This window comes from Phascolarctobacterium faecium, from assembly GCF_003945365.1.
GTDB lineage: Bacteria > Bacillota > Negativicutes > Acidaminococcales > Acidaminococcaceae > Phascolarctobacterium > Phascolarctobacterium faecium.
Genome location: NZ_AP019004.1, coordinates 1,773,317 through 1,785,813 on the forward strand (window position 1 = coordinate 1,773,317; position 12,497 = coordinate 1,785,813).

General features: G+C 38.5%; 13 protein-coding genes and 2 riboswitches. All 13 genes read right to left on the minus strand.

The features are described 5' to 3' along the window. Nucleotides 1-1,212, minus strand: a complete 1,212-nt coding sequence (cbiE, locus tag PFJ30894_RS08650) for a precorrin-6y C5,15-methyltransferase (decarboxylating) subunit CbiE (RefSeq protein WP_125669590.1) — start codon at nucleotides 1,210-1,212, stop codon at nucleotides 1-3. Between the two features lie 22 nt (nucleotides 1,213-1,234). Further along, on the minus strand, nucleotides 1,235-2,002 hold the full coding sequence (gene cobK / locus PFJ30894_RS08655; RefSeq protein ID WP_125669591.1) for a precorrin-6A reductase: 768 nt from the start codon (nucleotides 2,000-2,002) through the stop codon (nucleotides 1,235-1,237). Continuing rightward, nucleotides 2,002-2,733, minus strand: a complete 732-nt coding sequence (gene cobJ, locus PFJ30894_RS08660; RefSeq protein ID WP_125669592.1) for a precorrin-3B C(17)-methyltransferase — start codon at nucleotides 2,731-2,733, stop codon at nucleotides 2,002-2,004. The genes cobK and cobJ overlap by 1 nt, the downstream gene beginning before the upstream one ends. A gap of 24 nt (nucleotides 2,734-2,757) precedes the next feature. Further along, on the minus strand, nucleotides 2,758-3,807 hold the full coding sequence (locus tag PFJ30894_RS08665; RefSeq protein WP_125669593.1) for a cobalt-precorrin 5A hydrolase: 1,050 nt from the start codon (nucleotides 3,805-3,807) through the stop codon (nucleotides 2,758-2,760). Nucleotide 3,808: 1 nt separating this feature from the next. Next, a complete protein-coding gene (cobM, locus tag PFJ30894_RS08670) occupies nucleotides 3,809-4,594 on the minus strand; it encodes a precorrin-4 C(11)-methyltransferase (protein WP_021718590.1) in 786 nt (261 codons plus the stop codon). Then, nucleotides 4,594-5,295, minus strand: coding sequence for a precorrin-2 C(20)-methyltransferase (cobI, locus tag PFJ30894_RS08675; RefSeq protein ID WP_125669594.1), 702 nt, complete (start codon nucleotides 5,293-5,295; stop codon nucleotides 4,594-4,596). The genes cobM and cobI overlap by 1 nt, the downstream gene beginning before the upstream one ends. A gap of 5 nt (nucleotides 5,296-5,300) precedes the next feature. Further along, nucleotides 5,301-6,443, minus strand: coding sequence for a cobalt-precorrin-5B (C(1))-methyltransferase CbiD (gene cbiD, locus PFJ30894_RS08680; protein WP_125669595.1), 1,143 nt, complete (start codon nucleotides 6,441-6,443; stop codon nucleotides 5,301-5,303). 169 nt (nucleotides 6,444-6,612) lie between these two features. Continuing rightward, a riboswitch (cobalamin riboswitch) is annotated at nucleotides 6,613-6,741 on the minus strand. 53 nt (nucleotides 6,742-6,794) lie between these two features. Continuing rightward, nucleotides 6,795-7,706, minus strand: a complete 912-nt coding sequence (locus tag PFJ30894_RS08685; RefSeq protein ID WP_125669596.1) for an energy transducer TonB — start codon at nucleotides 7,704-7,706, stop codon at nucleotides 6,795-6,797. Then, the gene (locus PFJ30894_RS08690) at nucleotides 7,703-8,116 is read right to left on the minus strand and encodes an ExbD/TolR family protein (protein WP_021718594.1); all 414 of its coding nucleotides are present in this window, start codon (nucleotides 8,114-8,116) and stop codon (nucleotides 7,703-7,705) included. Before PFJ30894_RS08690 ends, PFJ30894_RS08685 begins: the two co-directional genes overlap by 4 nt. Further along, entirely contained in the window at nucleotides 8,116-8,733 is a 618-nt protein-coding gene (locus PFJ30894_RS08695) for a MotA/TolQ/ExbB proton channel family protein (RefSeq protein WP_021718595.1), read from the minus strand. Before PFJ30894_RS08695 ends, PFJ30894_RS08690 begins: the two co-directional genes overlap by 1 nt. A 175-nt stretch (nucleotides 8,734-8,908) precedes the next feature. Beyond that, nucleotides 8,909-9,079: riboswitch (cobalamin riboswitch) on the minus strand. Between the two features lie 93 nt (nucleotides 9,080-9,172). Next, nucleotides 9,173-9,928, minus strand: a complete 756-nt coding sequence (locus tag PFJ30894_RS08700; protein WP_125669597.1) for an ABC transporter permease — start codon at nucleotides 9,926-9,928, stop codon at nucleotides 9,173-9,175. Continuing rightward, entirely contained in the window at nucleotides 9,921-10,763 is an 843-nt protein-coding gene (locus PFJ30894_RS08705) for an ABC transporter ATP-binding protein (protein ID WP_113078138.1), read from the minus strand. Before PFJ30894_RS08705 ends, PFJ30894_RS08700 begins: the two co-directional genes overlap by 8 nt. 8 nt (nucleotides 10,764-10,771) lie before the next feature. Continuing rightward, nucleotides 10,772-12,496: an ABC transporter ATP-binding protein gene (locus PFJ30894_RS08710; RefSeq protein ID WP_125669598.1), complete on the minus strand. Its 1,725-nt coding sequence runs from the start codon at nucleotides 12,494-12,496 to the stop codon at nucleotides 10,772-10,774. Nucleotide 12,497: the final 1 nt, after the last annotated feature.

A 12,497-nucleotide genomic window follows, 5' to 3' on the forward strand; every position in this document is an offset into this window, starting at 1 on the left:
TTACTCACCCTTTTTCAACGCAGTCATTATATAAACAGGGTTTTGGGCCATCATCAAATTATATGCCCCTAGTTTTTTACCACGAGCGGCAAAAACATTAACAATCTCTAAATCATACTCAGAACGGGTTTTATAATATTCAACAACTTCTATTAGTGTTTCTAGTGTAATTGCATTGATAACAACCCGGCAGTCAGAATTCTTTGTATAAATAATATCAAGCATTTTGCATAAATTACCACCGCTGCCGCCAATAAATACGCAGTCAGGAGCAGGCATATCAACAATTTGTTCCGAAGCTTCTCCGGCAACAATATCCAAATTATTAACAGCAAATAACGCTTTGTTTTTCTCAAGTAATTCCAATGCCAAAGGGTTGCGTTCAAATGCCCATACACGTCCAGCTTGAGCCTGCAATGCCAATTCTATCGAACAAGAACCTGTTCCCGCACCAATATCGTAAATATTATCCGTTACTTTTGGCATTAATTTGGAAATTGAAACAGACCTCACCTCTTGTTTCGTCATTGGAACTTTACTGCGAATAAAAAGATCATCATTTAAACCATGGACAGTGTATTTAAAGTCATTAGCATGTTCATTCAAAATCATCATCACAGACAAAGAAGGAAACTCCAATTTACTGATTTCCGACGCCGTACCATAAGTGATTTTTTCTTCTGGATAAGAAAGGTTTTCACCAACATATACCTTTACATCTGCCATACCATGATCACAAAGTTTCAGGCATAGTTGATTAGGAGAATGCTCGCCTCCGGTAAGTGAAAATACTTTACTGTTTTGCGCTACTGCAGCAATTAGATTTTGATTTCTGCCATGCATACTGACAATTTTAGCATCATCCCAAGCTATATTTAATTGTTGAGAAAAATAGACCAAACTGCTGATGCCACAATATCTGCGGCATTCACAATCAGCAAGCTTACCAGTAATCGTCTTGGCTAAACTGAAAAAGCCTACATCACCAGAGACTAACACTGCTACAACATCTTTTTCAGCATCAGCTTTTTGACATATTTCAGTAATTTCTGATGATTTTATGGTGTCAAAAAGACGCTTCCCTGCTCCAAAAGCAGCAAGCATCCTTTTATCGCCTATCAAAATATTACTTTCTTCAATAGCCTGGCGAGCCTGATTTGTTAAAAGCTCTGGATTACCTGGCCCAATGCCGACGATATTTACACGTAACATATTAAATCTCCTTTTATATTTTTTACTCACAACTACCATATCGGTCTTTAAGTAATTTTACTATCTCACTATAACCAGTTCCAAGCTCTTCGCCATTGCGGGCAATGACTATTAATTTAGCACCTGCTTTTGCAGCCGCCTGCGCCTTCTCCTCAAAACCGCCAACGCTACCGGAATCTTTTGTAACTAAATATCTGCTGTTATACCTTTTCATCATCTCTATATTAAGCCATTCAGAAAAAGGCCCCTGCATACAAATGATATTAGCTGGCTTATAACCAAGCTCTAACGCTTTACTTAAAGAATCCAGCATAGGCAAAACTCTTAGCGCAATACGCTCTTTATAATCAGGAACAGAAGTAAACTCCTGCAATGTTTTACTGCCTGTAGTCAGAAAGATATTACCTTCCGTATGGCTCAATAACTCAACAGCTTCATTAAAATCTTGGACTATAATACAGTTTTTATGTTCTTCAGCAGCAGGTCTTACCAATCTTAAATATTCACAGCCAGTTTCTTTACAGGCCTTTTGTACTGTTGACGTAACTATCGTAGCATATGGATGAGTTGCATCAATCACACAATCCGGTTTATTTACTGTAATAAAATTCCGCATTGCAGCCAAATCCATACGCTCTACCATTACATGAAGATTAGTTTGTGCTTCAATCAGACTTGCACCATAATCAGTTGCCACAGAAACATAAAGGATTATATCAAGTTCAGCCATAAACTTAATCAGATTACGACTTTCACTGGTTCCGCCAATCAGCCAAACTACCGGTTTCATTACAGTTTATAACCTCTAGGAGTTACTAATTTACCATTAATAACTTCTGTTTGCGAATTGCCGATGATAACAGTAGAAAACATATCTACTTCTTTATCACGTAATTCCTGTAAAGTAGTGATTTCATAATTTTCACCATCACGCCCAATGTTGCGTACAATGCCTGCCGGAACATCAGGACGTTGATTTTTCAGCATGATATCACAAGCTTTCTGTAGATAATCATGACGTTTAAAACTGGATGGATTGTATAAACAAATACAGAAATCTGCCTGTGAAGCACAATCTAAGCGCTTTTCAATTTTTTCCCATGGTGTAAGCAGATCGCTTAAAGAAATCAGGCAAAAATCACTGATAAGCGGAGCTCCTAAAACAGCAGCGCCTGAACAAGCAGCTGTAATACCAGGAACAACTTCAATTTCCAATTCTGGATGTTCTGCTGCTACTTGATACATAATCCCTGCCATGCCATAAACCCCGGCATCACCACTGGAAATCATCGCTACGGTTTTGCCTTTTAACGCTTCTTCTATAGCAAGCTTGCAACGATCTACCTCTTTACGCATACCAGTACTCAAAAATTCCTTGCCTGTAAAATCATTTTTAATAAGATCGATATATACATGATAACCTGCAATAACATCACAACTTTCCAAAGCAGCTTTAGCTCTTTGGGTCATTTGTTCGATACCACCTGGTCCAAGACCGACAACATAAACTTTTTGCGTCATATTAATTCTCCTTCAAACATACATTCAAGATAATTTTTCAAAGTCAAGTACAATATCGGCTTCAGCAACAGCTAAGGTTACTCCATTCAAACTGCATTTTGATGAAATTATACTGCCGTTATTGGCCGCCAATACTGCTGAACGCTCGCAAACATTACTTACGCCTACAACTGATTTCACAAAATCAGAACTACTGAATTCACCTGCTGCATTTTGTAATTCTTCAGCGGTAAAAAAACTAATTTCCCAATTATATTTAGCTGCGAAATTCAACAGGCCAGCCTCATCTTTTTTTAAATCAACAGATGCCACACCAACGATAGTACGTAAGTCTATACCAAGTTCTTTCAGTTTCGGTAAAACTAAAGTTTCTATACTTTCCAACGTTGTTCCGCGACGACAGCCGATTCCCAAATAAATATTTCTAGGCCAAAGCTGAACCGTTAAATCAAAAGGCTTCACATTTCTATTTTTCGTAATAGCCAAACCTGTAACCCCTTTGTCTTTAAGAACAATCTGGCGTGGTAAGGCACTAATAATTGGATAATCGGTAAAAAGTCCAACTACCTGTCCATCTACTAACGCAGCGGCAAAATCTTTCGCTGCTTTCATACTGTTAATAATCATATTATTGCGTGCCGCCCACTCGTCTACAGCAAAAAGCTTATTCACATCTGTAGCTGTAGTAACTACGGGAGTAGCTTTTATTACTTTCGCTAAGACTTTTGCAAATCCATTAGCACCGCCAATATGACCTGATAATAATGGTATAACGAAGTTTCCGCCTTCGTCTACAGACAATACAGCAGGATCAACTAATTTATTCTTTATATATGGAGCTATCGTCCTCACTGCAATTCCTACCGCTCCAACAAATACAATCAGCTGGCACTCCTTAAACGCATACTCACAAGCTTTATTATGATCATCCATCGCTTCCAAAAATATTTTTTCTTCAGCAAATTTTTGCATAGTTAAACATCGCACTTCAAAATCAAACTTTTGCAGTGCTTCACCAATATTTATACTTAGCATTGCTCCACGTCTGGTAAAGGAGTATACTACAGCCTTCATTTTATTTTACCTCTGGCTTTAAATCCAATTTGCTGGGATCAGCAGCACGATATCCATGTGCAAAAGTAGGATTATAGAGTTCGCTGCGGTCATAAATATTGCCTAAAAAGTTTCCTACTGTAATCAAAGCTGTTTTAGTAATATTATGTTCTTTCGCAGTTTCTGCCAAAGTTCCTACTGTGCAACGGCATACTTTCTCATCAGGCCATGAGGCTTTATAAACAATAGCAGCCGGAGTATCAGCAGTGTAGCCGCCTGCAATCAATTCCTTCTGCAATTTTTCTAACATACCGCTGGAAAGAAAAATAACCATTGTTGCTTTATGAGCTGCATAATCAGCGATTTTTTGCTTATTAGGTACCGGTGTACGTCCTTCCATACGGGTAATAATAACAGATTGACTAACATTAGGCAAAGTATACTCTGCATCTAAACAGGCAGCAGCCGCACAGAAAGAACTTACACCCGGAACAATTTCAAAATCAAGATTATAACTGCGCAAAAGATCTATCTGTTCACGATGAGCACCATAAACACTTGGGTCACCAGTATGCAAACGCACAACCAATTTACCGGCCTGTGCTGCCGGAACCATAGCTGCAATGACCTCTTCCAAAGTCATTTTAGCACTGTCCATAATAATGCATTCCGGTTTTGCATAGTTCAAAAGCTCCGGATTAACCAATGAACCGGCATAAATAATAAGATCAGCCTTTTCCAAAAGTTCTTTACCTTTAACAGTAATTAAATCAGCGGCACCAGGCCCTGCACCAATAAAATAAATCATTATTTGTCAAACTCCTTTTCTTTAACCAAGATTACAGAAAAATAGCTGCTGTTAGGATCAATCTCATTAAGATCACGGTACACTTTTTCTCCCGATAAACCACAGCGTTCAACCATGGCTGCATTCTTAATCAACCCGCGTTCTTTTAATTCGTCACGTACTCTGGCAATTTCACTGGCAGATTTCATTAATACCTTATTACCAGGTCCATCAAGAAATTTAGATGCTTCTTTATAACTGCCAGGCAGCACAATAAGCGGTTCTGCCCTTTCACATAAAGACACATTCAGCTTTGCCGCGACAGCACAAATAGAAGTTACACCTGCAACCAATTCGGCATCATAGCCAGCTTTTAAAACAAGCTTATGCACATAAATGCAGGTTGCATATACTGTAGGACAACCAAGAGTAATGAAAACAACATTTTTGCCTTCATCAAGCAATTTTATTACAGCATCGGCGCCCTCCTGATGAGCTTTATCCATTACTGCCATATCTTTTGTCATCGGCATATAAATAATAAGCTGTTCTTTTTTATCAAGATCAACTACCTGATTGACAATATTTTTAGCAGTCATGACATCGGTATCACCTTTAGGCAAAGCAACAACGTCACATTCTTTGAGCAGACGCACTGCTTTTAAAGTCAATAATTCCGGGTCCCCCGGTCCGATACCTACACTGTACAATTTACCTCTCATGTTTTTCATCCTTCCTGTTTGTCCTTTAAATGTAATTTAATTAGTTCGTCAGCAGCTGCTGTTTTTCCTAAAATACCATATACGTTAGAAAACATCAGTGCTGCCGTTTTTATTTTACCATGCACGCGATGCTGCATGTAAAAATCAATACGTTCAGTAACACCACTTATTACTTCTTCAAAAATACCTTCACGCTGCAAAATCTTCACTACTTCATCTGTAGTCGGACAATCGATAATTTCTTTACCAACTTCCACTTTAGCACCGGTAAGCAGTGCCAAAAGAGCCATTAACTCTGTGCGGCAATCAGCATATTTTGAATGGGTATTCATCACACCTTGCCCTAGTTTTACCAGCTTTCCTGAATGGCCTATTAACAGCAAGGTCTCAAAATCCTTATAAACCGCATAATCTAAAAGTTCCCCAACAAAATTACTGCAGGTCACGGCATCATCAATATTAAGTCCCAGTACATCACGAGTAAAGTCTTCTCCATAATTGCCAAAAAACACCAGCAAATTTTTATTTCCAGACGCTGCCTGTGTATCAATTTCCACATACATTGTTTCTATCAAAGCTTTTTCACTCATTGGTTCAACAATTCCACTGGTTCCTAAAATAGAAATGCCACCTAAAATACCTAAACGTGGATTGAAAGTTTTCTTGGCAATTTCAACGCCTTCAGGAGCTGAAATAGTAACTTTTAACCCTTGTTCATATCCTGCAGACTTCATTACTTTTTCAAGTTCGTAAACAATCATTTTCCGAGGTGTCGGATTAATGGCAGGTCCATCAACATTACAGGCCAATCCTGGTTTAGTTACATAGCCAATGCCAATACCGCCTAATAAATTTATCCCCTTTTCTGCTGTTTTTTCTACAGTAGCATAAATCAATATCCCATTCGTATCATCAGGATCATCGCCACTGTCCTTACGAATAGCGCATGTTACGCTCATTTCAGTAATAACAGCATCTTCTGGTTCCAAATTAAGTATAATACCTTTTGGGGTATCTATCTGAACAAAATCAACACGTTTACCTGTCAGAAGCATCATTGCAGCAGCCTTGGAGGCTGCAGTCGCACAACTTCCAGTTGTATAACCACAACGCAAACGTTTCCCTTGAGAAATCTGATATTCTTCCATGCGTCAACCTCTTCCTGAACAAACATCTTGCTAAAGACATTCTGCCACCTAGTATTTTTTACTAATAATTAGAAAAGACTCCTGCCGTTTCCGACAGAAGTCACAAAGATACAAGCGCATACTTATCCTTAAAAGACACAGCTCTCTTGCCATCTCCATCACTCGTGGATACAGCTTTCACACATAGGCAGGCACCTGACTTAAACGCCTCAGCGTTATTACAGTGGCGGGACCGTGTCGGATTTACACCGATCTTGCCATTTACGCCCTCACGGGCACCTAATAATATCAAATTACCGTATCATTATAGCATAAAATTCAGAAAAAACCAATGGAGATTCTTATTAAGTTTTAAATTGATCTTAGCCTAAAAGTAATAGGAACATATGTATAGCAACGTATTTTTTGTCCAACACCATTTTTAGCACCGCTAAAACGCCAGCCATAGCATGCATCAACAGCAGCAGCATCTAAAGCAGCATTACCAGAAGATTCTGCGACAATGACAGATTCAACTTCACCGTCGTAGCCTACCAAAATGCGCACTGTCGTCGTTCCTTCAATACTGGCACTTCTGGCGCTGCTTGGATAGCTAGGTTGACGACTTTTTAACAAACGCGGAGGAATAGCAGGGTTTGCCGAAGGATCACCGCCAGCATAGCCGCCACCCTCTCCAGTACCCATTCCAGAACCTGTTCCGTCACCTATACCAGTACCCACTCCAGCACCATGTCCGCCGCCTGTTCCAGTTCCACTGCCAGAACCACTGCCGCTTCCATATCCACTGCCTTGGCCAGTACCATAACCACCACCACTGCCAGTATTTTCTTTCACATCAGCACCGGCAATATTTTTACTTTGGGTCTGTAATTCCTCAGATACATTTTCATTGACTTGATTATTCTGCTGTTGTTGATACACTTGCTCCTGACGAGTAGTTTTTTCAATTATATCGTCAGTATTTATTTGGCCGGATTTTTTTATCTGCTGTTGTGGCTGCGAAGCACTATGCTGTTTATTTTGCAATGCATTCGCTTTCGCTGCTGCCAAATCTGCTTCTGTAGCATCGGCTGGCTTCATACCGCTGCCGCCTCCTCCGCCGCCTCCTCCGCCACCGCCAAAAACTGCTATTTCGACGATCTTATCATCAACATGATTAGCAGCGAATAGACCGGCAAACGCCAAAACAAGAAATACAAATAAATGAAATCCTAATGAGCCAATAAAACCTATTTGGAACCTCTTTTTAGAGTCATCCATCATTCACCAGCTCCTACATCCGTTGCTAAACCAAACCTTTGAACTCCTGCACCTTTTAATCTATCCAGCAAAGTTATGACTTTACCATAATCTGCATCTTTGTCTGCCCTAATAACGATTGAAAAACGCGGATTGTTTTTCTGTTCCATTTTTGCCTGCATAGTTAAACTGGCAATGTCAGTCTGTTTATCACCAAGCCAAATGCTACCGTCCTTTTTTACAGAAACGGCAAAGGTTGTCTGAGTGTCAACTGCCGAAAATTCCGCTTTAGGCAACTTTATAGGAATTGTTTTTAAATCAACCATATACATCGTACTAAGCATAAAAAACACCAGCAGAAAAAACATAATATCGATCATTGGTATTATCATTAGCTCAGGTTGTTTAAGGCTTCTGCTATCACGCAGTTTCATTAGATGTCACCTCTGCTTTCAGCCTCCAGCAAAGCCGAAAAGCATTGTTCCATATTAGTTATGGAAGTATCCAGACGCTGCGCAAAATAAGAATGTGCACATAATGCTAAAATGGCCACACATAAACCGCTGGCAGTTGCAATTAAGGCTTCACCAATGCCACCCGTAATTGCCATTGGTTGTCCTTCCTGCAGATTAAAAATACTGAAAGAACCAATCATACCAATAATAGTACCTAATAATCCAAGTAAAGGAGACATTGTAACGATAACACCAAGATAATGCAGGCGGTTACGCAATTTAGCTATAACAAGCCCAGCTTGAGATTCCATATAGGCAGAGTGCCTTGTACAGTCGCCAGACAAAACCATAGTCTCACGAATAATACGTGCGCACTCACCAGCAGACGCTGACGCCAATTGTTCAGCACCTACTACATCACCTTTACTGATTAAAGTACAAAATTCCTGCGTAAATAACGAACCAGAATCAGCAGTTTTATAATACAAATACCGCTCTATAGCTATCGTAACAACTATTATTGAACACAATAACAGTGGCCACATTACCAGTCCGCCTTTATGAAAATACTCAACAGCTTCCTTAATTGATTCCATCAAAAATGCCTCCTAAAATTTTTATATTATTAATAATACCAAATTTGATCGAGTTTGCCAATGCTAACTTACTAAACGAATTAAAATTTTACATTTTATTAAAAAATAAAAACCTTTCCGCAAAACAGAAAGGTTATACCTACTTCATACTACCTGTTCCTGTCACTCGCTGGATTACAGTAGAAAAATCTAGGCAGTTCTTCTGACTCTGCTTCATTGCTTACCCCGCCTTCCCAGTTTCCCAGTGGCAATCATTGAGGTTTGCTCGACATTACAGCGGCGTGACCGTATTGGCTTCCAACCAATTTTTCTATTAAGTATTCACACCTAGATTTCCGCTTATTAAGTTTTATTACTGATTGGAATTATATCACGTTAGATTAATATTTGCAATAAAAACTATAATATATTCAACACTAAATATTTAAAAAACATCACTCTATTCCTCTTTTTTCATTTTCAGCAAATGACAGGCATAACTAAAAAATATGAGAAAATATATCGCCATAATAACCGGCCAATGCCATTCTACAGGCATTTTATTTGCCGCTGCTCTTAATGCACTACTAGCAGGAGTCAACGGTAAAATACTTAAAGACCACTTTATTATTTCAGGAAAACTGTCAGCTTTGAAAAATGTCCCACATAAAAAAGACATCGGCACTAAAACATACGTGCTAAAACTACTCATCTCTTCATGGCTGTCAATAGTCATTGCCGCCACTACTGCCAGTGCTGCAAACACAAAACAGTTAAGGACCAGCACTGGAATAAACCAGCCTCCAAAATATAAATGTACCCCTAATAATTCCGCAATAAGCACTATAATTACAGAAGAAATCAGTCCACGCACTGTACCTGATAAAACCTTACCAAAAACGAATGCAGCTCCTGAAATTGGCGAAATCAAATATGTTTCCAGAGTATGATGATAAATACGTGACATATTAAGAGGAGCAGCAATAGTATTAAAAGAAATATTCATCGAATTAAGCGCGATCATACCTGGAATGAGAAAACTCAAATAACTCCCACCATCAACAGAAACATTTCTCCCCAACCCGATCCCAAATGCAAAAATATACAAAAAAGGCGTAATCATGCGCGAACATAAGAATTTAAAAAATATTTTTTTAAAAACCACCCAATCACGCCAAAAAACGGTATAGACATCATAGCAAAAATTACTAATCATTTACTCGCCTCCCCGTTAATTCAATAAAAACATCTTCTAAATTTGCTTCGCGCACAGTTGCATTAGAGTTTAATCCTGCCACATAAGATGCAGCCTGCTCACGATTATCAAAAAAATTATTAATCATGCCGTCTGCTTCCATATGTTCAACAACAACCCTGCCAACTTTTTCTTTCAGCTTCTGCGGTGTATCAACAGCTATAATACGACCTCTATTCATAATTGCAACACGCCTGCATAACTGATCTGCTTCTTCTATATAATGAGTAGTTAAAAGCACTGTCATTCCAGCTTCATTCATTTTACGGATCAAATCCCACATCTTACGCCGTACTTGTGGGTCTAATCCAACAGTTGGTTCATCTAAAAATAACATTTTAGGTTTATGCAAAAGTGCCATGCCAATCATCAAGCGCCGCTTCATTCCTCCTGAGTACCTTCTGGATTTGTCATCAGCCCTATCTGTAAGTTCCACAAATTCTAAAATTTCATTGATTCGCTGTTCCATAGCAGCTTTATTCTTCAAATGATGCAGCCTTGCCTGCAAAACTAAGTTTTCCCTTCCCGTAAGATCCTGATCCAAACTCATATGCTGCGGTACAACGCCAATTAGTTCCTTAATTCTCTCGCTGTCTTTTTCAATATCGTATCCGCATATTTTTACAGAACCGGATTTTTTCTTGGAAAGTAAGGTTAATATCCTGACTGTAGTAGTCTTCCCAGCTCCATTAGGTCCTAAAAGGCCAAATATCTCACCCCTTTTAATTTCCAAATCTATTCCTGCTACTGCAATACGCTCGCCAAAACGTTTAGTTAAATTTTCTATTTTAATCATCAAATCACCTATTTGTCATCAGTCTGTTTCTGAGCATTATATAGATTATAATACAGACCACCCCCTGACATCAAGGTAGAATGTGTTCCAATTTCTGCAACTTCACCATTATTCAAAACGATTATTTTATCTGCATTTTTTATTGTCGACATTCGATGAGCAATAATAAGAGTTGTTCTATTCTCCGCCAACTTGTCTAACGACTCCTGTATTAATTTTTCTGTATAATTGTCTAAAGAAGAAGTCGCTTCGTCTAGAATTACAATAGGCGGATTTTTCAAAAATACTCTGGCAATAGCAAGACGCTGTTTTTGTCCCCCGGATAGTTTCACGCCACGTTCACCAATTTCAGTAGCATACTTATTGGGGAGCTCCTCAATAAATTTGTCAGCCGCGGCCAGCCTGGCAGCGTTTTCTACTTCACTTTGCTCAGCTTCAGGTTTTGCATATGCAATATTATGCGTCACAGAATCTGAAAATAAAAAAACATCCTGCTGCACTATTCCTATATTACGACGCAGTTCCTGTTGTTTATACTGACGTATATCGATTCCATCAACTAAAATCCTGCCGCTAAGCGGATCATAAAATCTTAATAATAGGCTTGCAATCGTTGTCTTACCCGCACCTGTTTCTCCAACAAATGCTACAGTTTGGCCCGGAGCTATTTTTAAATTAAATCCTTTAATTACCTTTTTCTGATCAGAATAACCAAATACTAAATTATCAAATTCTATTTCTCCACGTATTTTTTTACAAACAACCGTATCTTTCTGATTGATAATTTCAGGTTTCATTTCCATAATTTCATAAAATCTCTGGAATCCAGCCATTCCACGTTGGTACATTTCAGTAAAAACCGTTAGACGTAAAAGCGGTTTCATAAATAAATTGACATATAACAAAAAAGCAACAAAATCACTCAACGACAGCTTATCCTTGGCTATTAACAACCCTCCACAAGCCAAAATAAGTAAGTTGGTAATATTTGTAAAAAAATTTACGCTGCCAGAAAAATAAGCCAAAATTTTATAAGATTTTCGTCTTGTTTCCAAAAAATCCAAACTTTTTTCCATAAATCTCGCCAGTTCATATTCCTCTTGAGCAAACGCTTTTACTAACCGTATTCCACCTAAACTTTCTTCCGCCCTGGCTGTTATTTCACCGCTTTTTATCCTGTTCTCTCTAAAAGCTGCTTTCATTTTTTTATTTACATACACAGTATGCAGCGTTTTAGCAATTAATAAAACAGCAATCAAAATCCCCAAGTAAACATTCATCCAAAAAAGGATGCCAATTGTACCAATCATAGTAATACAGCAAACAATGATGTCATTGGGTCCTCTGAATGACAATTCTCCTATTTCAGCTATATCACTGGTCAATCTTGACAACAGTTGCCCCGTCTTGGCATTGTCAAAATACTTAAACGACATTTGCTGCAAATGCTCAAACAAATCGCGGCGCATATCATTCTCTATCTTTGCACTCATCAAATGTCCATGGTAATTAACAAGATAGAGCAAACCGTAATTGCCCAAATATAAAATAAACAGTATACCTGTATCATGTAATAATCTATCAGTGTTTTTTTGTGGTAAGACTTCATTCAATATTTGCCGCACCAACATAGGAAAGACCAAATCCAGTAATGCAGCAACAAGGGAACCAATTACCACACCATAAAGTATGCTCTTGTACGGTTTATAATAATGTAAAAAATTATGAATCATG